The following is a 25,079-nucleotide window of genomic DNA, read 5'->3' as shown; positions in this document are numbered from 1 at the left end:
AGGCTTCATGCAAAGCGAATAGAAAAGCGCGTCACTTTTAAAACACGTGATTCATTCGCGACAGCGAAAGCGCGCAAGCAAGAATGACGCTAGGCGCACAGTTGAATGTTGTCTATGATAGGCGCTGACGCAATTGAGCAGAACAAGACGTCACAATATCAATCTGCCTGTCCGGATCAGCAGAATACTTCTGTCAATGACGCTAAGCGAATTGCATTGTTTTCTAAGGGAATTTCTTTTCGCATTCATGCGAATGCCTTCCCTGGCGCTTTGCACTGCGCGCTTGCGGCATACCGGCGCGCAGAGCGCTCTTGCCTTTGCACTGGCAATACCCTTTCATTGCGCATTAGCCGACGACCTTGCGCAGCCCGTCACACAACCGTCATTTGCACTCTATTACGGCAAGACGCCGCCCGTCGAAATGCTCTCCGCATTCGACGCCGCCGTCGTCGAACCCGATAGCGGCTTCGATCCTCTCGCGCACCGCTTGCCGCACACCACCTGGTTTGCTTATGCGAGTGTTGGCGAAGTACTGCCGTCGCGCAGCTACTATGCGGATCTTCCCAAAAGCTGGCTGGCTGGAAGCAATGAAGCGTGGGCATCGCGCGTAGTCGATCAGAGCCAGCCCGAATGGCCCGCGTTCTTTGTCGATCATGTCATCAAGCCGCTTTGGGACCAGGGTTATCGCGGCTTCTTTCTCGACACGATGGATTCGTGGCAACTCGTCGCTAAAACCGATGATGCCCGCGCCAGACAGACGCAAGGGCTCGCCAATGTGATTCGCGCGATCAAGGCGCGCTATCCCGATGCCAAACTGATCTTCAATCGCGGCTTCGAAATTCTTCCGCAGGTTCACGATCTCGTGTATGCGGTCGCTTTCGAATCGCTGTATCGCGGCTGGGACCAGGGTCAGCAGCGCTATACGGAAGTCCCCGAACAGGATCGCGCGTGGCTGCTCGGTCAGGCGAAGACGATCCGCGAGCAATATCACCTTCCCGTCATTTCGATCGACTACTGCGCGCCCGCCGATCACGCCTGCCAGCAGGACACGGTCACGAGAATCAAGTCACAAGGCCTCGTGCCTTACGTGACGGACGGCGCGCTGGCGACCATGGGCGTGGGCGCGGTCGAGCCCGTCAAGCGGCGCATTCTGGTCATTCAGGATCCGCCGCTGCGCACGGACCTGAACGTGTCGCCCGGCGTGCGCTTTCTGGCAATGCCGCTCAACTATCTCGGCTACCGGATCGACTATCGCGATGCGCGCGACCCGATGCCGGAGGGCGATCTGCGCGACCGCTATGCGGGCATCGTGCTGTGGCTCGAAGGCCAGGTGCCCAACAGCAAGGCCTACCGCGACTGGCTGATTGCGCAGGTCGACGCGAAGATTCCCATTGCCGTGTTCACCACCTTCGGTACGCCGATGGATGGCGCGCTCGCGCAGAAGCTCGACCTCGAAACCGTGCCGGGCGCGCCGTCGAACGGCAAGCTCGACGTGCAATCGTACGATCCAAAACTGATGGGCTTCGAGATGAAGCCGCATCCGCTTGCGCGCGATTTCACGGCAATCCGCGTGGGCCCGCATAGCCGTTCGCTGCTGCGCCTGCGCTCGGGCGACTTCATCATCGACGGCGCGGGGCTGACGCCCTGGGGCGGCTACGCAATGCGTCCGTTCGGCGTGTACGAACTGGATGCCGTCAATCAGGCGCGCTGGGTCACGCAGCCAATCGAATTCCTGCGCGCAGCGTTGCACCTTAACAGCGACATGCCCGTGCCCGATACGACAACCGAAAACGGCCGGCGTCTGTTGATGTCGCATATCGACGGTGACGGTTTTGCGTCGCGTGCCGAGTACACGAACTACACACCCGCCAACACCGACATCACGCCGCAGTATTCGGGCGACATGCTCTATGCGCTGCTGCGCGATTCCGGCATGCCGACTACCGTCTCGCTGATCGAAGGCGAAGTCTCGGACGAAGGTCCGTTCAGAAGCTTCGCGCCGCATCTGCGTTCGATCGGCAAGGAGATCTTCGACTTGCCGAATGTCGAAGTGGCGACGCATACCTATACGCACCCGCTGCAATGGATGCGCGTGACGGGCCTCGGCGTCACCGACACGCGCGACACGCCAACAGAAGGCAGCAGCCAGACCAACAGCAGCGGTCTGTCGATCGACATTCCCGGTTACCGCTTCAATATCGACCGCGAGATCAAAGGCTCGATCGACTATATCGACCGCAATATCGCGCCCACGTCGAAGCCCGTGCGCATGGTGCTGTGGAGCGGCGATTGCCAGGTGCCCTCGCCTGTTCTCAAGGCCGCGTACCAGGCCGGCGTGCTGAACCTGAACGGCGGCGACACGCTGATCACGAAAAGCTTTCCGAGCTGGGCCGCCATCGCGCCCCTGGGCGTGATGAAAAACGGCTACTTCCAGATCTTCGCGCCGAACCAGAACGAAGAGCTGTATACGGACCTGTGGCACGGGCCGTTCTATGGCTTCTCGCGCGTGCTCGAAACGTTCGAGATGACCGACAGGCCGATCCGCTTCAAGCCGATGGACATCTACTACCACATGTTCACGGGCACGAAGTACGCGTCGATGAAAGCGCTGCAGGAGATTTTCGACACCGTGCTCAAGCAGCCCGTCACGCCCGTCTTCACCTCCGAATACGCACGCAAGGTGCTCGACTGGCTCGACACGAGCATCACCCGCGAGCCGGGCGGCAACGTCTGGGTCGTGCGCAACGAAGCGAATCTGCGCACCGTGCGGCTGCCCGTGGGCAAGGTGCCCGACATGTCGGATGCAACGGGCGTCGCGGGTTATCTGCCCGGCCCCGGCGGCACCTATGTGCATCTGACGGGCGACGGCAGCGCGCGTTTCGCGGTGATCGACGGGAAAGCCGCGCGCCGTGTGCCCTATCTCGCCGAAGCCAACGGCATGCTCGACCATTTCGTGCGCACCCGCAGCGGCTTCTCGTTCGACCTGCGCTCGCACATCGCACCGATGTTCCGCCTCGCCAACGCCGGTGCATGCCGTGTGACGAAGCGCCCTGTGACCAGCAACGCCAACGGATACCGTCAACTGCATGTCGACGTCGCCTGCGACACCTGACCGCCAGCGGCTCTTCTCGCCTGCCGTGATTCTCGTGCTCGGCCTGCTGGTCGGCGTGATGCTCGCGCTCGCCTTTCCGCGCGAGCGGATCGAATCGCGGCTGCTCGAAGGCGCGAATGTGGACGGCCTCACGATCGCGTATCTGGAAGCGTGGCTGCGCGTCGACCCCAACAACGCTGATGTGCTATCCGAACTCACGCGCGAATATCTGAAAGGCCAGCGCATTTCGGATGCGACGCGCATTCTGGATCGCCTGGCGCTTTCCCGCGACCCTGGCGCACGGCAAAGCGCGCTCGCCATTCGCGTGTCGATCGCGCAGCAACGCCTGTATGCGCTAAAGCTGGACGACCCGGCGCGTCCCGCACGCATTCGCGATCTCGATGCGCTGCTGCACGAAGCGCTCGCCTACAAGTGGGACGTCGAACAACTGAAGATGCTCGCGCAACAGGCGCGCGGGCTGAACGACAACGATCTTGCCGCGCGCTACTACACGCTGCTGTCCACTTCGGATCCGCAGCACGCGCGCGACTGGCTCGCCGCGCTCGCGCAAACGCAGCTGGGCAACCGGCAGCATCGCGCCGCCGCCGATGCGTGGTTCGCCGCGCAGGCGCAGGCGACCACGCGCAACGACAAGCGCGCAGCGTTCATTGCCGGTTTGCGCGCGCTGCAATCGGGCAACGACATGGCCGCGACGATGCAGGCCGCCGACCAGCATATCGGCGATCTCGCCGACGATCCCGAGACGCTGCGCTTTCTCGCCAATCTCGCGCTCGCAGCGGGCCGTCCCGATCTCGCGTCGAAATACGTGAAGCGGCTGATGAAGATGTCGGCGCTGGAGCATGATCCGACGCTCGCGCAGACTGTGTCGTTCACAGCGAACCATACCGACAATGCGGACGTTATCGAGCATCGCACGACGAATGGCGTGTGGATGCGCGCCACGTGGTATCGCCCGCACGTTTCGCGCGGTGCGAAGCTGCGTCATGCGCTCAATGCGACCGCCAAGGCTGACGAATCCGCGCATCTTGTGAGAGTCGCCGCCTCTGCCGACGCCGCACCCGCGCCCGCCAGCGACGCAACCGTATCCGACTACGAACTCGCGTACCGCGTGTTCCTCGCCAACGGCGACGTCGCGAACGCACAGCGCATCGCGCAATCGGCCGTCGATCACGATCCGCAGTCGATTATCTGGCGCGAGCGTCTCGCGCAGGTCGCCGAATGGAACCGCCGCCAGGATATCGCGCTGGCAAACTACCTGACGATCGCGAAGATGCGCGGCACCGACGACGACTGGAAGCGCGTCGCGCGACTCGCGCCCGGCCTGAACGATAACGCCGCGATGCTCGCCGTCACGCTGCATCAGGCCGATGCGCAACCCGGCAATCTGAAGCTGCTCGACGCCGTGGTGTTCTCATACGAACGCCTCGCGGATCCCGACTCGGCGCTGCGCTTTCTGCAAACGCGCTTCACCGGCCCGTTACGCCGCCAGGCAATGGAACGCTACGCACAAACGGCTGAACGCAAAGGCGACGACGATCTCGCGCTGCGCACGTGGCGCGATCTCGAACGCGAATACGGCCCGAACGCGGGATACGGACTGAAAATCGGCACGATGCTGTACACGCGCACGCAGTTCGACGCTTCGCTCACCGCGATGAATGAGGCCAGGTCCGCGGCACCCGCGACGGATCTCGACTTCTGGCGCTTCTATGCGCTGCTCGCCGATTCGAACCAGAATGCGCGCGATGCGAAACTCGGCTATCGCCAGTTGATCGCGGGCGGCAAGGCCGACGCGCAAGACTACGAGACGATGACGAATTTCTTCAACGATTCGCCGCTCGACGCAGGCCGCATCGCTGAAACCGCGTATCGTCGCGGCGGCCCGCCGCGCATGCTGTCGGAAGCGTTGTACGGCTATCAGCGCGCCCATGCGTGGGGCCGCATCCGCACGCTGCTCGCGTCGCTCACGCCGGAGCAGTTGAAGACCGCCGAACAGTCGCCTGTCTTTCTGCTCGCGCGCGCCGAATACGAACGTCAGACGGGCGCGAACGACGCCGCCTTGCGCGACATCGAGCGCGCCGCGAGGCTCGATCCGAACAACACCGAAGCCCGCGCCGCCTATATCTGGGTGTTGAACGAACGCGGCACGGATGCCGCCCTGCTCTCAGCGCTGCGCCGTTTTTCGGACGACGCGGAAACCGATCCGCAACTGTGGCCCGCATACGGCGCGGCGTGGTTGCGTATCGGCGACGGCCGCAAGGCGCTGCACTATCTGCACAAGCAGGCTGCGGAAGCCAAACAGAGCCTGCTGTGGCGTCTCACGTTCGCGGACGCGCTCGAACTGAACGGCCGCACGGATGAAGCATGGCGCGTGCGCAAGCAGGTGTGGCTCGAACTGGCGCGCCGCCGTCGCGATCCGTCGCATGCCGCGCCGCTGCCCGCTGCCGAGCAGGACGATCTGCGCGGCCGCTTCGTCGCGCTCACGCAGCTCTATGACAACGGCGACCGCTCGCGCGCGGTGCTGATCGACATGCTGCGCGCGGATCGCAACGGCGCGAACGACAAGCAGGCGGACACTTCGGAACTCGGCGACATCGGTCTGTTGCCGCCCGCGAAGCAGGACGAAATCCGCAAGCAGCAGCGCCTCTATTCGTCGATCGCGCGGGAAGCGGCTATTTCGTGGGCGCAGAACGAAGAAGCCTCCGACATGGAACGCGCGTGGCTCGAAAAGCAGTATATCGACGACAGCCAGCGGCCCATCTACGCCGAAGCGCAACTCGCGATCAACGAGGGCGACGTCAACGAACTGTCGCGTCTGCTCGACTCGCTGCCCGACCTCGTGCCGCGACAGAATCGCGTCGACGCGCAGGCACTCACGGGTCGCACGTCCGCTGCGCAAACCAGCGCATTCGAATCGCTGACGCGCGAGCCCGACGACGAAGTGATGCAGGCAATGGCGCGCGAGCAGTTGCTCAGCAACGCACAGGCGCTGGCCGGCGCACTCCGTTACGTCGATCAGGGGTCGCTGCGCTTTACCGAGGAATCGGCGACGGGCAGCGTGCGCCTCACGCCGTCGCAGAACCTGCAGTTCCGCTATATGCAGCGCGATCAGACGGTGGACGGCTCGCAACTCGCGTATGCGCCAAAGCATGACCGGCTCGCCGAAGCAATCTACGGCCACAAGGGCCAATACGACGAAGAACACGTCACGCTGGGCCGCCGCAATGCGCTCGAAGACTTCACGACGGCGCGCGTCGAAGGCACGTACAACCTGTCGCAACGCCTGACGCTGACCTACGCGTTCGGCTACAACCAGGCGGCGACGGAGTCGACGCAACTGACGGTGGGCGGCACCAAAGACCTCGCGACACTCGGCTTCAACTACCGGCTCGATCCGCACTGGTTCGGCGGGGCGCGTTACGAATACGCGCGCTTTCATGGCCAGGACCGTTCGTATCTGGGCAACGGCAGTCTCGTCGAAGCGAACATCGGCTACAAGATCAAGGCCGATTACCCCGACTACACAATCCGCGCTGTATTTGCGCACGGCCAGTACAACGCGACGGGCACGCCCGGCGACCGGCTGCGCGTGCTGCTGCCGGATAACACGGCGTTCACGGCCGCGTCCTTCATGCCGCAGACCTTCACCCAGGGCGGCCTGCTCTTCTCGTTCGGCGACGATCTGCCCGAGCAGTATTCGAAGGGCTGGCGGCCGATGTTCGCAGGCGGCCCGATCCGCGACTCTCGCGCGGGCTGGTCGGGTCAGGCGGAACTCGGCTTCGCCGGCAGCGTGTTCGGCCACGATCAGATGCTGGTGTATGGCGCGTATCAAGGTGTCTCGTCGAATCATTCGACGTCGGTGAAGGAAGTCGGCGTACGGTATCGCTATCTGTATTGACGTATTCAAGCGCTTTTGAGGAGAACAACATGGACCACAACAGGAACATTCGCGTACGCGCGGCGGCGGCGCTTGCATCCGTATCGGCATCGGCGGTTGCGCTGATGGCGCTCACGCTCGCGGGCTGCGCGGTCGTCGACCGCAGTGCGCCGCCCGCGATCGCGAAAAGCGACAGCGTCGCGATCCTGCCGATCGCGAACAACACCGAAACGCCGCAGGCGGGCCAGCGCGCGGCATCGATTGCGCAAAGCCTGCTCGCGTCGTACGGCTATACGAATCTGTCGCGCTACCCCGCGAGCGCCGACGACGAAACGCTGTTCGATGCCGCCAGGCCCGATGCGCAGCAGAATGCGCTGAACTGGGCGCGCCAGCAGAACGCGCGCTATGCGCTGTCAGGCGCCGTCAACGAATGGCGCTACAAGGTCGGCGTGGACGGCGAGCCGGCCGTTGGCCTCACCTTCGACGTGATCGATGTGCAGACGGGCAAGGTCGTATGGACGGGCACGGGCAGCCGCACCGGCTGGAGCCGCGATGCCGTGTCGGGCGTTGCGCAGAAGCTGGAGCGCGACCTGCTCAAGCCGCTCGCGCAGTGAAGCACGCCCCGCTCCGCATGACTATCATCGAAGCTGGGTTCGATTTAAGGCGAACGCCATGAACACGCAGGCTAACGAACACTCCGCGGCGCGCGGGCGGCACCGGCGCCGTCAGGCGCAAAGCGTCGGCGCGGGCTCCTGGTGGGCGCGCGTGATTGCGCCGCCGCGCGGCTCCACGCACCGCCGCCTGATTGCCGCGCTCGAGACGATCGTCGCGACGCTCGTGGCCGTGGCGATCTGCTGGGCCTTCGATCACACCGATCCGCTGCTGGTGCAAACCGGCTTCGGCTGGATCTGGATCGTGCCACTCGTGATCGCGCTGCGCTACGGAACGATTGCGGGCGTGTTCTCCGGGCTGATCCTGCTGGGTGCGTGGTATGCAATTTACCCCGGGTATAGCGGCGTATCCGCGCCCGCGTCGTTCGCGCATGCGCTGATGGAAACGCCGCATACGCGGCTCTTTCCTGTGAGCTTCTTTCTCGGCGGCTTCGTCATCACGATGCTGTGCGGGCAATTCGGCGACATCTGGATCACGCGTCTGCGGCAAGGCCGCATTGCCAACGACTATCTCGCCGAACGCCTGTCGATCCTCACACGCAACCAGTTCATGCTGCGCATCTCGCATGAACGGCTCGAACAGGATCTGCTCGGCCGCCCCGCTACCTTGCGCGATTCGCTCGCGCGTCTGCGCACGGTGATTCTGAATCAGACACCGACCGACGCGCAGCACGGCGCGGTCGATCTGCGAGGTGCGCAGCAGTTTCTCGATGCAGCCGCGCAAGCGTGTCAGATAGAAAGCGCGAGCGTGCATGCGTGGCGCGGCAGCAAGCCGGCGACAGCCGTGGCGGCATCGATCGGCGCGCCGTCCGCCTTCGAGCCCGACGATCCCCTGGTGCGCGAAGCGCTCGAAACGCGCACGCTGGTGCATGTCGAATCGAAAGCGAATCAGGACGTGTCGGCAAGCCGCTATGTCGCTGTCGTGCCGCTGATCGACGCGCAGAAGAATCCCGTGGGCGTGCTCGCCGTCGAGCGCATGCCGTTCCTTGCGCTCACGCGCGACAACCTGCAGTTCCTGCTGGTGTTGTGCAACTTCTACGCGGACGGCGTGCAGCATGCCGTCGTCACGCGCGACACGTTGAGCGCCTTCCCGACCTGTCCGCACACGTTCGCGCTCGACTATGCGCGGCTCGTGCATCTGAAGCGCGATACGCAGGTGACGTCGTCGATCGTCGCGCTGGTGTTTCATACCGACGAACGCAGCACGACGCTGTTCGACCACGTGCTGCGCACACGCCGCGCGCTCGACGTGCAGTGGCCGTTGCGCGACGAGCGGCATCGCGTGGTGCTCACGCTGATGCCGCTGTCGGGCGATAGCGCTGTGGATGGTTATCTGCTGCGGATCGAAGAGAACCTGCGCGCGCAATACGGCGTCGATTTCGAAGCCGCGCGCGTGGCCGTTCATTCGATGTCCGTGCCCGCCGACGAGCCGATCGCCGCATTGCGGCGTTTGCTGGAGCGCTGCGATGTCCGCTTCTGACGACGCCACGGCCGCTCGCCGGCAACCCACCCGGCCACTCGTTACGTTGGCGGGTGTGCTGCTGGTTGGCCTCGGCCTGTTGCTGCAGTTCGTGGTCTTCGTGATCGCCACGCGCAGCGCGCCGGACACGTCGGCTGAATGGCTCGGCGGACTCGTCGATATCGATGTCGCGGCGCTGCACGCCGCCGCGCATCTGAACACGCAAACGCTGCTGCTGTGCCTGCTCGTGCAGGCTTGCGCGGCGCTCGCCACATCGCTCGGTCTGACAGCGCTGATGCCTGTGCGCTACCGGCGGCCGCACGTTGGACTGCTCGTATCGCTGTGGTTTCTGAACTTCGCGGTGCCCGTCGGCGGGATTCTCTGCACGATCGGCGCGCTCGCGATTGCCGCCGTGCTGCCACGGCCGCGCGCTCAGTTGCCGGTCGTGCTCGTCGAGGAACCGGAGTTCGCGGCGAACCTGATCGGCACCGTGTCATATGGACGCGGCGCACGGCTGAAAGCGGAATTGCAGAACTCGGAAGCGGGCACCTCGTTCCGGATGACCGCCCTGCTCGCGATGCAATCGATGCCCGCGCGCACCGTCTCGCCGCTGTTGCAAGGCATGCTCGCCGATCCGCTCGACGATATCCGCCTGCTTGCATACGGCATTCTCGACAACCGCGAGAAAGTGCTCACGCAGCAGATTCTCGTCGAACGCCCGAAGCTCGATACGAAGCTGAATCCCGATCTGAGCGACGCGGAACGTGCACGCGCGAACCGCACGCTGGCGCAGCTGTATAGCGAACTGATCTACGAAAACCTCGTGACGGGCGACGTGTACCGCAATGCCGCCGATCAGGCCGACGGCTTCGCCGCCGCCGCGCTCGAACACGATCCGAAGGACGCGGCGCTGTGGCGTCTGCGTGGACGCCTCGCGATCGCGCGAGCCGATCTCGACGGCGCGGACATGATGCTGCAACGCGCGATCGATTGCGGCTTCCCGCGCGAACGCATGTTGCCCTACCTCGCCGAAACCGCTTACCTGCGCCGCGATTTTGCGCGCGTGCGCAAACTGCTCGCCGAAATGGACAGCCGCGCGGCCACGCCGACGCTGTCCGCCGTGCTCGATTTCTGGAAGCCGCGCGGCCCGGGCGCCGCGCAGCCTCGCTCTATCTGAGGCCGCCCTCATGTTCTCACCGAAAACGCCCTCATTGCCGCACGCGGAATCCGCTGACATCGCCCTGCTGCTCGAAGGCACATTCCCGTATGTGAGCGGCGGCGTGTCGAGCTGGGTCAACCAGATCATCCGTGCGTTTCCCGAGTATTCGTTCGCGCTGTGTTTTCTTGGCAGCCGTCCGCAGGATTATCCGAAGATGCAGTACGCGTTGCCCGACAACGTCGTGCATCTGGAGAATCACTATCTGTACGATTTCGCGCCGCCGCCGCTGGTGCAAAAACAGCGCGGCGATTCGTCCGCGTTCATGCGCTCGGCGGATCTGCACGAGTCGCTGCGTAACCCCGCCATGCGCCACGCGGCGGGCCGCATGCTCAAGGACATGTTGAAGGATTTGCGCCCGGGCGGCGCCTTGGGCGAAGACGCGTTTCTCTATTCGAAGGAAGCCTGGCAGTATCTGACCGAACAGTACCGGCAGTTCTGCACGGACCCATCGTTTGTCGATTACTTCTGGACTGTGCGCATCATGCACAAGCCGCTGTGGCAGCTCGCGAAGATTTCCGAAGGGCTGCCGCGCGTGAAGATGTTCCATACGGTGTCGACGGGTTATGCGGGCTTTCTCGGCGCGCTGGCGCGCTATCGCCACGCGCGGCCGCTGCTCGTGTCGGAACACGGCATCTATACGAAGGAACGCAAGATCGATCTGTTCCAGAGCGAATGGATCCGCGACAACCGCAGCATCTTCGAGCGCGACGTGTCGCAGATCGGCTATTTCCGCGATCTTTGGGTGCGCTTCTTCGAAACGCTTGGGCATGTGTGCTACGACGCGGCCGAAGACATCATCGCGCTGTATGAAGGCAATCGACGCCGGCAGATTATCGACGGTGCGCCCGAAGCGAAAACGTCCAACATTCCAAATGGCGTGAATCTGCCGAAGCTCGCTCCGCTGCGCACGCAGCGTGCTCCTGGCGTGCCGAAGACGTTGTGCCTGATTGGCCGCGTGGTGCCCATCAAGGACATCAAGACGTTCATCCGCGCGATGCTGACCGTCGTGCGCCGCATGCCCGAAGCCGAAGCGTGGATTGCCGGGCCGGAGAACGAAGATCCTTCGTATGCGGCCGAATGTCATGCGTTGGTGGAAAGTCTCGGCTTGCAGGACAAGGTGAAGTTTCTCGGCTTCCAGAAGATCGACGAACTGCTGCCGAAATGCGGCGTGCTGGTGCTCAGTTCGATTTCGGAAGCGCTGCCGCTCGTCGTGCTCGAAGGGTTCGCGGCGGGCGTGCCGTCGGTGACGACGGATGTCGGCTCGTGCCGTCAGTTGATCTACGGTCTGGATGGCGACGATGCGGCGCTCGGCGCAGCGGGCCGCGTCGTGCAGATTGCGGATCCACGCGCGCTCGCCGAAGCCGCGCTCGATCTGCTCGATGAAAACAACTGGCACAGCGCGCAACAGGCGGGCATTGCGCGCGTCGAACGCTTTTACACCCAGGACCAGATGGTCGGCTCGTATCGCGATCTGTATGCGCGGCTCACCACGCAAGCCGATCTCGTCGATCCACCCGCATCGGAAGCCGATCTGATGCCAACGCCGCACTGAACGGGAGCACGCAACCATGGCAGGGATTGGTTTCGAACTGCGCAAGATGCTCCGGCGCAACACGCTGCTGGGGCTGATGCAGGCCTATACGTACGCGGGTCTGATTGGCGCGGGACCGTGGGTGCTGTCGATCGTCGGCATTCTGCTGATCGGCGTGCTCAGCATTCCGTTCGTGTTGCCCACTGGCCTGATCACGCAGTTTCAGGTGTCGGTCACGTATCTGATTTCGTTGTCGCTCGTATTGACCGGGCCGTTGCAGCTTGCGTACACGCGCTTTACGTCCGACCGCCTGTTCGAGAAGCGGCGCGATCTCGTGCTGCCGAATTTTCATGCGGTGATGTTCATCGTCACGGCTGCTTCGACGGTGCTCGGCGGGCTGGCCATTGTGTTCCTGTTTCCGCAGCAGACCGCCGCGTATCGCTTGCTGATGCTCGCGGGCTTCATCGTGATGGGCAACATCTGGATCGCGACGATTTTTCTGTCGGGCATGAAGCAATACATGTCGATCATCGTCGTGTTCTTCATTGGTTATTCGGTGACGACGATAGCGGCGCTCTCGCTGAACCGCTACGGGCTGACGGGTCTTCTGTCGGGCTTCGTGATCGGACAGACGGTGCTGTTGCTGGGCCTGCTCGCGTTGATCTACCGCGATTACACCAGCGATCATTTCATCTCGTTCGAAATGTTCCGCAAGCGGTATCGCTACCCTTCGCTGATGCTGACGGGCTTTCTGTACAACCTCGGCATCTGGGCCGACAAGTTCATGTTCTGGTATTCGCCAGGCACCGGGCAGCCGGTGATCGGTCCGCTGCGCGCGTCGATCATCTATGACATCCCTGTGTTTCTCGCGTATCTCGCGATTATTCCAGGCATGGCCGTGTTTTTGATGCGCATCGAAACGGACTTCGTCGAATACTACGACGCGTTCTACGACGCCGTGCGCGAAGGCGCGTCGTTGCAGCATATCGAACGCATGCGCAATGCGATGGTCGAGGCCTTGCGCAACGGCATCTGGGAAATCATGAAGGTGCAGGCCATCGCCGCAATGATGCTGTTCGCGGCAGGCACGATCCTGCTGAACTGGCTGCAGATTTCGACGCTGTATCTGCCGCTGCTGTATATCGATGTGATTGCGGCCAGCATGCAGGTCGTGTTCATGGGCACGATCAACGTGTTCTTCTATCTCGACAAGCGCAAGATCGTGCTGTTTCTGGTGGGCTCGTTCGTGGTGTCGAACGTGGTGTTGACGGCGATCACGTTGTCGCTGAATCCTGCGTACTACGGATATGGATTTGCAGGCTCGCTGCTTCTGGTCGTGCTGGCGAGTCTCTATCTGCTCGATCGCAAGCTCGATTCGCTGGAGTATGAGACGTTCATGTTGCAGTGAACATGCATGCGAAAACGGCGCGCATCGAAATGCGCGCCGCTTCGTTTCACACCGGCTGTTCCTTCTTATTCGCCAAAGCGCGTTCCCGCAATCTGCTGACGCCGCGGATCGCCCTGCCGCTCCAGCATCCAGCCCGGATACTCGGACGGCAAACGGCTCACTTCATCGAGTTTCGCGAGATCGTCCGCATTCAGTTCCACCTTCGTGGCCGCGATATTGTCATCGAGTTGCTCGACCCGCTTCGCGCCGACGATCACGCTCATCACCGAGCGTTGATGCAGCAGCCACGCCAGCGCGATCTGCGCGACCGACACGCCCTTCGCTTCCGCAATCGCGCGCATCACATCGACGCAATCGAATGCGCGCTCGCGGTTGACGGGCGGGAAATCGAATGTGGTACGGCGATCGCCGGCTTCGCCTTGCCGGTCGCGTTTGTATTTGCCGCTCAAGAGGCCGCCCGCGAGCGGGCTCCACACCATCAGGCCGAGCCCTTCGCTCCTGAGCATCGGCATGAGTTCGCGTTCGAGGTCGCGGCCCGCGATCGTGTAATACGCCTGCAACGTATCGAAACGCGCGAGGCCGAGACGCTCCGAAATGCCGAGCGCCTTCGCGATCTGCCACGCAGCCCAGTTCGATACGCCGATATAGCGCACATGGCCGTGCTGCACGAGCGTATCGAGCGCACGCAGCGTTTCTTCGATCGGTGTGACGGGATCGAAGCCGTGGATCTGATACAGGTCCACGTGATCGAGTTGCATGCGCTGCAAGCTCGCCTTGATGCCGTCCATGATGTGATAGCGCGATGCGCCGCGCGCGTTCGCGAAATCGCCCGTCTGACCGAACACCTTGGTGGCGACGACCACGCTGTCGCGCGGCACTTTGAGGTTCTTCAGCGCCTGGCCGGTGATCTGCTCGGAGAGACCGGAAGAATAAACGTCGGCGGTATCGATGAAGTTGATGCCCGCGTCGATCGCGCGGCCAATCAGACGTTCGGCGTCGTTCTGCTGCAGGTCGCCGATATGCTGCCAGATGCCACCCGTGCCGCCGAAGGTCATCGTGCCGAGGCACAGTTCCGACACGAAAACGCCAGTGCGGCCAAGCTGGTTGTATCGCATGGTTCGAGACTCCACGTTGGGTGAGGAAGCGCTGCTGGGTTGATCAGCATACTCAATGCGTGCGGATGCTGCTGGTGCTCTGCCATTGCGCGCCGGTGGCTTCGTCTTGCGTTGCAGCATCGATTGGTTGGATGTATTTCGGGCATCCTTTCATCGCGATTTCAAACACTGTTTCCGTCATGTGGTACAGGCACCGCTCATTGCTCGCATGGATGATCGGTGTGTATTGGATCAACGCTATCGGTAGTGCAGGCGTGTTTGACTGTTGATGACCGGTAGTTGCGTTGTACGATCAACTGCCTATCCATGCAGAATCAAACTCAGCAAGACGCCGCGAAACCTGCGAGACTGAGCCGGTCTACCGTTTTTCGCGGGAGCGAGCGCGCTGCGCACTGGATATGCCGCGCCCCGCCCCCACCTTCGACGCCATGACTCCCGCTTCCACCGCCGCCATCGGAAAGGCCGATCCACTGGCCGAGTTCCATCCCGCCGTCGCGGGCTGGTTCCGGAAGACCTTTCCCGCGCCCACCGACGCGCAAGCGGCCGCCTGGCCGTTGATCCGCAGCGGCCGGCACACGCTCGTCGCCGCGCCGACAGGCTCGGGCAAGACGCTGACCGCCTTTCTCGCCGCGCTCGACGAACTCGTGCGCGACGGCCTCGCGCACGGCGGCACGCTGCCCGACGAAACGCTGGTGGTCTACGTGTCGCCGCTCAAGGCGCTGTCGAACGATATCCGCATCAACCTGCAAACGCCGCTCGAAGGCATCGCGAACGAGCTGGCCGCAAGCGGTCTGCCCGTGCCCGAAATCCGCACCGCCGTGCGCACGGGCGACACCACGCAACAGGAGCGCAACGCGCTGAAAAAGCGAGCACCGCACATTCTCGTCACGACACCCGAATCGCTGTACGTGCTGCTCGGATCCGCATCGGGCCGCAAGATGCTCGCGACGGTGCGCACCGTGATCGTCGATGAAATCCACGCGATGGCGGGCGGCAAACGCGGCAGTCATCTTTCCCTGTCGCTCGAACGGCTCGACGCGTTGTGCGGACGACGTTTGCCGCGTATCGGGCTATCGGCGACGCAAAAGCCGATCGAGGCCGTCGCGCGTTTTCTGGTTGGCGGCGCGAGTATCGACAGCAGCGAGCCCGCCGATTGCGCGATCGTCGATGTCGGCCATGTACGGGAGCGCGATCTCGCGCTGGAGATTCCGCCCGTGCCGCTCGAAGCGGTGATGTCGAACGAAGCGTGGGAACTCGTCTATAACCGGCTCGCTGAACTGGTCGCACAGCATCGCACGACGCTCGTGTTCGTCAACACGCGGCGCATGGCCGAGCGCGTCGCGCGGCATCTGACTGAGCGCCTCGGCAAGGACGCGGGTGCCGCGCACCACGGCAGCCTTGCCAAAGAGCAGCGTTTCGACGCCGAACAACGCCTGAAGCGTGGCGAACTGCGCGTGCTGATCGCGACGGCGTCGCTGGAGTTGGGCATCGATATCGGCGACGTCGATCTCGTCTGCCAGATGGGTTCGCCGCGCGCGATCGCGCCGTTTCTGCAACGTGTGGGACGCTCGGGCCATCATGTGGGCGGCATGCCGAAGGGAAGGCTTTTTCCTTCGTCGCGCGACGATCTGATCGAATGCGCGGCATTGCTCGATTGCGTGCGGCGCGGCGAACTCGACATGCTGCACATTCCGCGCGCGCCGCTCGACGTGCTTGCGCAGCAGATCGTCGCTGAAGTCTGCAATGCCGAATGGAGCGAGGACGCGTTGTTCGAGCGCTTCCGCCACGCCGCGCCGTATGCATCGCTCGAACGCGAGCAATACGATGCCGTGCTGCGCATGCTTGCCGAAGGCTATACGAGCCGCCACGGACCGCGCGCGGCTTATGTGCATCGTGACGCGGTGAACGGCACGCTACGCGGACGGCGCGGCGCGCAGCTGTATGCGGTGACGTCGGGCGGGACGATTCCCGAGAATGCCGACTACGCGGTGATTCTCGAACCGCAAGGGCTCAATATCGGCACCGTCAACGAAGACTTCGCCGTTGAAAGCCTCGCGGGCGACGTGTTCCAGCTCGGCAACGCCTCGTACCGGATCATGCGTGTCGAGAGCGGCCGTGTGCGCGTCGAAGATGCGCAAGGTCAACCGCCGAACATTCCGTTCTGGCTCGGCGAAGCGCCGGGGCGCAGCGACGAGTTGTCGATGGGCGTCGCGCGGTTGCGCGCGGAAATCGGGCAGCGAATCGTCACGCAGGTCGCTTCGGACGCCGATGCATTCGCCGACCCGCACGACAGCGTAGTCACGCTGGAAGAACAGCAGGCCAAGACCACGCTCGATCTCGAACCCGCCATCGCGTGGCTCGTCGAACAAACACTTGTACCCGAAGCGGCCGCGCGACAGATCGTCGAATATCTGGCGCGCGCCCGCCAGACGCTCGGCGCGCTGCCGACGCAAGACACGCTTGTCATGGAGCGCTTCTTCGATGAGTCAGGCGGCACGCAGCTCGTGATTCACACGCCGTACGGCAGCCGTGTGAATCGCGCGTGGGGCCTTGCGCTGCGCAAGCGTTTTTGCCGCACCTTCAACTTCGAGTTACAGGCCGCCGCGACGGAAGACGCGATCGTGCTGTCGCTGACGGGCGCGCACAGCTTCGCGCTCGATGAAGTGTGGCGTTATCTGCGCCCGGCGACCGCCGAACACGTGCTGGTTCAGGCGCTGCTCGACGCGCCGCTGTTCGGTGTGCGCTGGCGCTGGAACGCGACCACGGCGCTCGCGTTGCCGCGCTACACGGGCGGCCGCAAAACGCCGCCGCCGTTGCAGCGCATGCGCAGCGACGATCTGCTCGCGACCGTGTTTCCCGATCAGGCGGCATGTCTCGAGAACATCGTTGGCGAGCGCGAGTTGCCGAGTCATCCGCTCGTCGACCAGACGCTCGACGACTGCCTGCACGAAGCGATGGACACCGACGCGTGGCTCGCATTGCTGCGGCGAATCGAGAGCGGCGACATCGCGCTGGTGTCGCGCGATCTGCCCGCGCCCTCGCCGCTCGCCGCGGAAATTCTCACGGCCAAGCCCTACGCGTTTCTCGACGACGCACCAATCGAAGAGCGCCGCACGCAAGCGGTGCTGAACCGCCGCTACACGAACGGCCCCGAATCCGCCGACGATCTCGGCGCACTCGATGCCGACGCAATTGCAGGCGTCGGCGAAGAAGCATGGCCGCAAGTGCGCAACACCGACGAGATGCACGAGGCGCTGATGGGGCTCGCGTGCATCACGGAAGCCGAGGCGCAGCGCAACGAAGGCTGGCCCGCGTGGCTTGCACAACTGGCGAAAACGGGCCACGCCACACGCATGCAGATCGCGCAGCACGACGCGCTATGGCTGCCCGCCGAGCGCCTGACGTGCCTGCGCGCGATCTATCCGCATGCGGAAATAGAACCGGCGCTGCGCGCGCCGAAAGGTTTCGACGAAGCCTGGACGGAAGACGACGCGCTCGTCGACGTGGTACGCGCGCGGCTGACGGGTTTCGGGCCGCTGCCGCTTTCGGTGATTGCACGCGCGCTGGCGCTACCCGCCTCCGTTGTCGCGCTTGCGCTCACGCGGCTCGAAGCAGAAGGCTACGTGATGCGCGGCCGCTTCACACCGGGTGCAACCGACGAAGAATGGTGCGAACGGCATCTGCTCGCGCGCATCCATCGATATACGGTGCGGCGCCTGCGGCGCGAGATCGAGCCTGTCGAGCGGCACGATTTCATGCGCTTTCTGTTCGAGTGGCAGCACCTCACACCTGACACGCGCGCCGAAGGACGCGACGCGCTCGCCGCCGTGCTCGATCAGCTCGAAGGTTTTCAGGCGGCGGCGAGCGCCTGGGAAGAAGACATCCTGCCGGCGCGGCTGAAGGACTATTCGATCATGTCGCTCGATGAACTGAGCCGAGCGGGCAAGATCGTCTGGATGCGGCTCACCGATCGTGCACGCGGCGCGAGCGGGCCGGTGCGCAGCACGCCTATCGTGCTGTTGCCGCGCCGCGCGCTGCCTGTATGGACGGCACTGCTCGATATGTCGAAGCAGCCGGAGTTGTCGTCGAAGGCGCAACTCGTGTTCGATGCGCTGACGCAGCACGGCGCGATGTTCTTCGATGAACTCTCGGGCGATGTGCATCTGCTGCGTGTCGAACTGGAAAACGCACTCGGCGAACTGGTCGCGGCGGGGCTCGTCAATTCGGACAGCTTCGCCGGGTTGCGTGCGTTACTGAAGCCTGTTGCGAAGCGCAACGCGTCGTATTTTCCGAGCCGTCGACCTCGCGGCGCGGGGGCGCTGATCGGCGGGATGGATGATGCGGGACGCTGGGCGCTGTTGCGGCGGCCCTCTGCTTCGCTGCCGGAAGACCATGCCCAGCCTTTGCGTCGCTCGCCATCGTCCCCGCCCGAGGTGATCGAGCATGTTGCGATGGCGCTGTTAAGACGCTATGGCGTCGTGTTCTGGCGGTTGCTCGAACGCGAAGCGGAATGGCTGCCGCCGTGGCGCGATCTGCTGCGGGTGTATCAGCGGCTCGAGGCGCGCGGCCAGGTGCGCGGTGGGCGTTTCGTCAATGGGCTTGCGGGCGAGCAGTTCGCGCTGCCTGAGGCGATTCCTTTATTGCGCGAAGTGCGCCGTCATGCGGGTGATGGTGCGTTGGTGTGCGTTGCTGGTAGTGATCCGCTGAATGTCGTCGGCACGCTGTTGCCGGGTGACAAGGTGCCCGCTGTCACGGGGAATCGTGTGCTGTATCGCGATGGGGTGCCGGTTGCGGCGCTCGTTGCGGGTGAATTTCATCTGCCAGAGGATGTGGTTGGCGAGGCCAGGGAGTTGATGCGGGTTCGGTTGGCTCGGCGGTGATAGGGGTGCCCTTTTTGCGGGGCTGCATGTGGGTTTGGTTTGTCTTGCTGGTTTGGTTTGGTTTGGTTTGCTTGTGCTTTCGCTGGCATCCGCGTTTTGTTACTGGTGCTTCACGCGTTGCCCCTGTGCGGGGCGGCACTTACTTTCTTTGCCGCCGCAAAGAAAGTAAGCAAAGAAAGCGGGCTAACACCGCCCGTTCCTGACCACCGCCTGAGGGCCTCCAACAGTTCCTCCACTTCAAACGGCGTTCTGCCATTCAATGCCCGTTGCCAACGCTTCGAATCAACGCCTCACCCGCTTCAATCACCCGTAACGCAGCCAGCGGCAGCGAACGGTTAATGCCGCCCAGGTGGCAAACTGTGTGTAGGTCGTAGTGCTTCACACGTCAGCGCTCTTACGACACCGATCGTGCTTTCGGGCCGTAACTTTGGTTTTCAGTCCAGAGTGGAGCGCATAAGCCGCGAAAGCCTACACACAGTTTGCCGCTATAGAACGTGGGCAATCTGATCGCGTGAACCGCGACGCGGGAGCATGAAGCGGGTGAGGCGCTCAATAAGAGCGTTGGCAACGGGCGTCGAAAAGAGCGACGCCGCATGAAGGAGAGGACCCGTTGGGGGCCCTCAGGCGGAGGTCAAGAACGGGCGGTGTTAGCCCGCTTTCTTTGCTTACTTTCTTTGCGGCGGCAAAGAAAGTAAGTGCCGCCCCGCACAGGGGCAACCCAGGCAAACCAATAACATCACGCGGATGCCAGCGAAACCACAAGCAAACCAAACCAACCCAACACCGCAAAAACAACCCCCAACAACAATCAAAACCGCATAACTTTTAACACGAACGATCGCACAACTCCCTGCGAGCCAGCGAGCACAACCACACACGTCAACGTTTGCTTAACCGACCCCAAAAAAGCATCATTTTTTTCTATGCTTTGTGGTTAAAGAAAGGCGATTACAAGGTCGTTAATCAATTCGGAGCCTAACGCCCGGCCGCTTCGTTACAATGAAGCAAGTCAGTCAATAAGACCTTAGCCGCCGCGTGCTGTAATCGTATTCGGAGCTCGACTGGAGGCAACTTTCTGCCCGGGGACTTCTCATGAACGACGACCAACACGATCAGGTGCTTTTCGCCCGATTCGGAACGAGCAGCCCCTGCTGGAGGCTGTCGAGCGACAGCAATGCACTCGAACTCACGCCTGAGACGGAAGACGATGCCGCCACGGTCGCCATCGCGCTGTCGGGCGCGCAAGCCGCGCAGATCCGCCGGCTCACGGGCGTCACCGCGCACCTGACCATGGACGTGCGTCTGCACGGCGAAGCGCTGCGTCTGCATCTCGTCGGCAAGAAACTCAATAGCAGCACCTGGGCAGGCACCGCTTCGGCATACGAAGACACGGAATCGGTCGCGCGCGATCTGGTGCATGGGCTGTCGTTTGCCGAACAGGTCGTGTCGGAGGTCAACTCGGTCGTCGTGATCGTCGACAAGAACGGCCGCATCCAGCGCTTCAACCGGCTCGCCGAAGAACTCACCGGCATGAAGGAAGAAGACGTGGTCGGGCGCAGCGTGTGGGCGCTCTTCATGTCGTCGGAAGCGGGCGCGGCGTCGAGCCAGAATATTTCGGGCTTCTTCAATCAGGGCATCGCCTATGAAGTCGAGCGCCGCGTGCGCACCGTGCACGGTGAGCGGCTCTTTCTCTTTCGCAACAAGTTCGTCATGAGCGGCAGCGGCGTCGACGAGCAGTTTTTGATCTGCTCGGGCACCGACATCACGGAAGAACGGCGCGCACAGGAGCGGCTGTCCGAACTCGCGAACACCGATTCGCTGACGGGCCTGCCCAACCGCAACGCGATTCACGACAAGACGCGTGTAGCGATTGCCAGCGCGGCGGCGGGCGAATCCGTCGGCATCCTGTTTCTCGATCTCGACAACTTCAAGAAGGTCAACGACCACTACGGCCACGTATTCGGCGACCGGCTGATCCAGGATGTGTCGTCGGCCGTGCGCGAATGCCTCGCCGACGAAGACACGCTCGCGCGCCTCGGCGGCGACGAATTCATCGTGCTGTCGCCGGTAGCGTCCGTCGCGTCGATGGAAGCGATGGCGCAGCGCATTCTGGAGCGGCTGCGCGTTCCGTTCAGTCTTGGGCTGGTGGAGGTCTACACCGGCTGCTCGATCGGCATCGCAATGTTCCCGGAGCACGGCGACAGCCTCGAAGCGCTGATCCGCGCCGCCGACACCGCCATGTACGTCGCCAAGGACGACGGCAAGCGCACTTACCGCGTGTTCTCGCCGGAAATGAACCGCAAGGTCGCCGAGTACATGTGGCTCGACACCAACCTGCGGCGCGGGCTCGAAGAAGGCCAGTTGACGCTGCACTATCAGCCCAAGCTCTCGCTGGCCACGGGCACTGTTTACGGCGTCGAGGCGCTGGTGCGCTGGAATTCCCCGGAACGTGGGCAGATCATGCCTGCCGCGTTCATCCGCTATGCAGAAGAGTCAGGTCTGATCGGGCCGCTCGGCCGCTGGGTAATGCAGACGGCAGCGCAACAGGCGGCGCAATGGAAAGCGCGCGGGCTGTCGCTGCGCGTGGCGATCAATGTGTCGGCGCGGCAACTGGTCGATACCGCCGTGGTGTCGCATTTCAGCGAGGCCTTGCAGCGCGCGCAGCTCGATCCTTGCCTGCTTGACATCGAATTGACTGAAAGCTGCCTGATCGAAGACGAAGCCGCTGCGATCGACCTGATTACGCAATTCCGCGATCTCGGTGCGCAAGTCCATCTGGACGATTTCGGCACAGGCTATTCGTCGCTGTCGCAACTCGGGCGCATCCCGCTCGACGTCATCAAGCTGGATCGCAGTTTCGTGAGCTCGATCAATGCGGACAAGAAATCTCAGGCGCTGGTGCGCTCGATGGTGGCCGTCGCGCAGGCGCTGCAACTGAAGGTGGTGGCGGAAGGGATCGAAACGGAATCGGAAGAACTGTTCATGAAGGGGCTGGGCGTCGAATACGTGCAGGGCTTCCTCTACGGCAAGCCGATGCCCGCGGCTGACTTCGAACGCTGGCTGCATGACAGGCAGAAGATCCGGTTGATCGCCTGAACCCCCGAAAAGTTCGCTCGACCTGAGAGATCTCCTGCCTGACGACTACTGGTGCGATTGCCTACTGCGGATTGCATGCTGCGTGTTACCTGCTTGCTACGTTGATGTTGCGTCAAAACCTGATGGGTGCAGACGGAGCGCGTTAACTGCTATGCGCTGGGGGCGTTCTGCGTATCAGACTACGTCTACTGCTCAATCACCCACTCACGCAACGTTCATCGCAGCCGGACGCAGATTGCCCGCGCGGCGGTTTTGCAGCATTACGAGCCGCTCCATGAATGCGAGATCCTTCTCTTCGATCGTGAACGCGGCCTCGACCCAGTCTTCCGTGATTTCCATCAGTTCCGCGCGCGACAACTGCAGCACGCGTTGACGCGCGCGAACCATTGCACGGATGCCGTTGAGCTTCGGGCGCAACGTGTCGATGAAAGTGCGCGTCGCGACGTACGCTTCGCCCGGCTCGAACAGCTGGTCGACGAGGCCTCGGCTTTCGTACCACTCACCCGTATGCGACTCGCCGCCGCCGATCAGCTCTTCCGCGAGGCGCATCCCCGCCTTGCGCGCGACCAGCGAGTAGCCGCCCATGCCCGGGAACAGGTTGAAAGCGATCTCGGGGAAACCCATGCGCGCGTCGTTCTGCGCAAGCACGAAATGATGCGCGAGCGCCGCCTCAAAGCCGCCTCCGAGCGCCGAGCCCTCCACCATGGCGATCGAAATCGCGCCGGTGTCGAAGCCACGCGCCGCCGCATGCACGCAATCGACGCAGGCGCGCGCGTACGCCATCAACTCCTGACGCCGGCCGCTTCGAATCGCGTCGGCGAAAAAGTTGAGATCGCCGCCGACGTTGAACATCGTCGGAATCACCGAGCCCGTCACCCAGAAATCGATGCGCACATTGGAATCGCGCGCGGCCCGCGCGAGTTCGAGAATGTCGTGCACCAGTTCGAGGTTGAAACAGGGACGCGGTTGCGCGCGCAACATCATCCACATGATGTTGCGCTCTTCTTCGTAATACGCGGCGATTTGCGACAGCTTGCCAGCTTCGAGAAACGGACGGCAGGCGTGATGGTTTTGCAGATTCATTTTGAACGGTCCTTTTTAAAGTTAAAAACTCGGGTGAAGCATTGCGAGCCTAAAACAGACCAGAATCCGCAGGGGCGGGGTAACGAACAGAACAATGCAGTTCGTCATATGTATTGCGATGCCCGCTGGACAAGGTTCTTGCCAGGAGCCGCTCTCGCAAACGATTGCGTATCGAGGCAAAACTTCAAACACGTGTTCTTTGCACCGCTCTAATAGGGTCGTAAAGCGGTAATTAGAATATGTGTTTTAAAACGGGGCGAATTTGATCGGCAAACGTTTTAATGCAATCGACGCATATTCCGATTGCATTTTTATGGGAATTCGAGGCGACGGGAGGCAAAAAGCGGCAATCCCGTCGGAGAGCCGCTTTGTGTCGGGTGATGGCGCGTGCGCAGGTCGCGTGGCTTGCCTGACTCGATGCGCATGCAACCAAATGTGCGCGTTAGCGCAGGCGCGCCGCCCAGCTATCTGCTGCATCCTGCGACAGTCCCGCAACAAGCGCCGCCTCGCGAATCTGCCGCCACGTTTGCGGATCGACGGGAATGCCGTTGGCTTCGCGCTCGGCACGCGTGGCGCGCTCCGGTTCGCCCGGCGCGTAGATGCGCTCGGCGCCCGCCGCGAGCGGCGACGCCTTCACCCACGCGACGAACGCGTCGGCTTCTGCCTCGGCGTTGGGTGCATCGAACGCGGCGGGATCGGCGATCACCGACAGCATGCAGTTGATGATCGCATGGGTCTTTTGCAGCGTGTCTTCGTGCGTCGTGTAGCCGCCCGACAGCGCGCCGCCGAAAATCTCGCACATCGCCGCGAGGCCGAAGCCCTTGTGGCCGCCCGCCTGCCCGCCGACGGGCATCAGCGCGCCGAACGGCTCTTCCATCATCACTTTCGGCTCGGTGGTCGGGTTGCCTGCGTGGTCGATCAGCGCGCCGGGCGGGGTCGGCTTGCCCTGGTTGTACGCGACGCGTGCCTTTCCATACGCAATGGCGCTGGTCGCGAAGTCGAGCACGAGCGGCGCCTTGCCCTCGCGCGGAAAGGCCGCGCAAAACGGATTGGTGCCGATGCGCCGGTCCGCGCCGCCGAACGGCGCGACAAGCGGATCGCCCGCGACGTTGACGAAGTGGAACGACGCAAAACCCGCCTTCGCGCACTGCTCGGCCCAATGCCCAATGCGGCCGATGTGATGCGCGTTGCGCAGCGCGACCGCGCACACACCGAGCTTCTTCGCGCGCTCGATGCCGAGTTCCATCGCCTCATGCGCGACGACCTGGCCGAAGCCCTTGTTGCCTTCGAGGGTCAGCACGGCGCCGACATCTTTCACGACATTCGCGTGCGTGTTCAACTTCAGCTCGCCATCGCGCAACGAATCGACGTAACGCGGAATCATGCCGACGCCATGCGAGTCGTGCCCCGTGAGATTGGCGGCGACGAGATGATCGGCGACGAGCTGGGCTTCACGCGGCGAACTGCCCGCCCGCTCCCAGATAGTGCGCACATATTCGTGCAGTTGATCGACGGGAATACGGGAAACAGGCGTGCGCGTGTCGTTCATTCGATGATGGGCTCGTCAAGGAAAGCAGATGGACAGCGGGAGAAGCCAGGCGGCTTCTCCCACGCGGGGAAGACTTCAG

At 63.0% G+C, this 25,079-nt stretch carries 13 protein-coding genes; 9 read left to right on the top strand and 4 right to left on the bottom strand.

The genetic code is table 11. The features are described from left to right. Positions 1 to 247: 247 nt before the first annotated feature. From G3O01_RS31220 to pelG, 7 genes are read left to right on the top strand one after another with little or no spacing between them, the layout of a single operon-like run. Entirely contained in the window at positions 248 to 3,112 is a 2,865-nt protein-coding gene (locus G3O01_RS31220; RefSeq protein ID WP_241024410.1) for a bifunctional glycoside hydrolase 114/ polysaccharide deacetylase family protein, read from the top strand. Further along, on the top strand, positions 3,087 to 7,010 hold the full coding sequence (locus G3O01_RS31215; RefSeq protein WP_205810823.1) for a tetratricopeptide repeat protein: 3,924 nt from the start codon (positions 3,087 to 3,089) through the stop codon (positions 7,008 to 7,010). Before G3O01_RS31220 ends, G3O01_RS31215 begins: the two co-directional genes overlap by 26 nt. Before the next feature lie 29 nt (positions 7,011 to 7,039). Then, positions 7,040 to 7,603 (top strand): penicillin-binding protein activator LpoB, encoded by a 564-nt coding sequence (locus G3O01_RS31210; RefSeq protein ID WP_205810821.1) that lies wholly within the window; start codon positions 7,040 to 7,042, stop codon positions 7,601 to 7,603. 58 nt (positions 7,604 to 7,661) lie between these two features. Continuing rightward, entirely contained in the window at positions 7,662 to 9,140 is a 1,479-nt protein-coding gene (locus tag G3O01_RS31205) for a PelD GGDEF domain-containing protein (RefSeq protein ID WP_205810820.1), read from the top strand. Further along, a complete protein-coding gene (locus G3O01_RS31200; protein WP_205810818.1) occupies positions 9,127 to 10,296 on the top strand; it encodes a sugar ABC transporter permease in 1,170 nt (389 codons plus the stop codon). The genes G3O01_RS31205 and G3O01_RS31200 overlap by 14 nt, the downstream gene beginning before the upstream one ends. A 10-nt stretch (positions 10,297 to 10,306) precedes the next feature. Continuing rightward, the gene (gene pelF / locus G3O01_RS31195) at positions 10,307 to 11,890 is read left to right on the top strand and encodes a GT4 family glycosyltransferase PelF (protein ID WP_205810817.1); all 1,584 of its coding nucleotides are present in this window, start codon (positions 10,307 to 10,309) and stop codon (positions 11,888 to 11,890) included. Between the two features lie 16 nt (positions 11,891 to 11,906). After that, positions 11,907 to 13,277 carry an exopolysaccharide Pel transporter PelG gene (gene pelG / locus G3O01_RS31190; RefSeq protein WP_205810815.1) on the top strand — a complete coding sequence of 457 codons (1,371 nt, stop codon included), beginning with the start codon at positions 11,907 to 11,909 and terminating at the stop codon, positions 13,275 to 13,277. A gap of 65 nt (positions 13,278 to 13,342) precedes the next feature. Here the strand turns inward: pelG and G3O01_RS31185 are convergent, their stop codons facing one another. Next, positions 13,343 to 14,392, bottom strand: coding sequence for an aldo/keto reductase (locus G3O01_RS31185; RefSeq protein WP_205810813.1), 1,050 nt, complete (start codon positions 14,390 to 14,392; stop codon positions 13,343 to 13,345). Between the two features lie 52 nt (positions 14,393 to 14,444). Continuing rightward, entirely contained in the window at positions 14,445 to 14,573 is a 129-nt protein-coding gene (locus G3O01_RS45605) for a hypothetical protein (RefSeq protein WP_277403063.1), read from the bottom strand. A gap of 247 nt (positions 14,574 to 14,820) precedes the next feature. Here G3O01_RS45605 and G3O01_RS31180 point away from each other — a divergent pair, with 247 nt between their 5' ends. Together G3O01_RS31180 and pdeR are read left to right on the top strand one after the other, a co-directional pair. Next, a complete protein-coding gene (locus tag G3O01_RS31180; RefSeq protein WP_241024409.1) occupies positions 14,821 to 19,272 on the top strand; it encodes a DEAD/DEAH box helicase in 4,452 nt (1,483 codons plus the stop codon). A 1,092-nt stretch (positions 19,273 to 20,364) separates the two neighbouring features. Beyond that, the gene (gene pdeR / locus G3O01_RS31175; RefSeq protein ID WP_205810809.1) at positions 20,365 to 22,368 is read left to right on the top strand and encodes a cyclic di-GMP phosphodiesterase; all 2,004 of its coding nucleotides are present in this window, start codon (positions 20,365 to 20,367) and stop codon (positions 22,366 to 22,368) included. A 204-nt stretch (positions 22,369 to 22,572) separates the two neighbouring features. On the opposite strand, the gene G3O01_RS31170 is transcribed toward pdeR, so the two are convergent. Continuing rightward, positions 22,573 to 23,451, bottom strand: a complete 879-nt coding sequence (locus G3O01_RS31170; RefSeq protein ID WP_205810808.1) for a crotonase/enoyl-CoA hydratase family protein — start codon at positions 23,449 to 23,451, stop codon at positions 22,573 to 22,575. Positions 23,452 to 23,893: 442 nt separating this feature from the next. After that, positions 23,894 to 25,000 (bottom strand): malate/lactate/ureidoglycolate dehydrogenase, encoded by a 1,107-nt coding sequence (locus G3O01_RS31165; protein WP_205810806.1) that lies wholly within the window; start codon positions 24,998 to 25,000, stop codon positions 23,894 to 23,896. Between the last annotated feature and the right edge of the window lie 79 nt (positions 25,001 to 25,079).

This window comes from Burkholderia sp. Ac-20365, from assembly GCF_017104715.1.
Classification (GTDB): Bacteria; Pseudomonadota; Gammaproteobacteria; order Burkholderiales; family Burkholderiaceae; genus Paraburkholderia.
The sequence above is the reverse complement of the archived record's forward strand: the minus strand, read 5'-3'. Positions and strand labels throughout refer to the sequence as shown.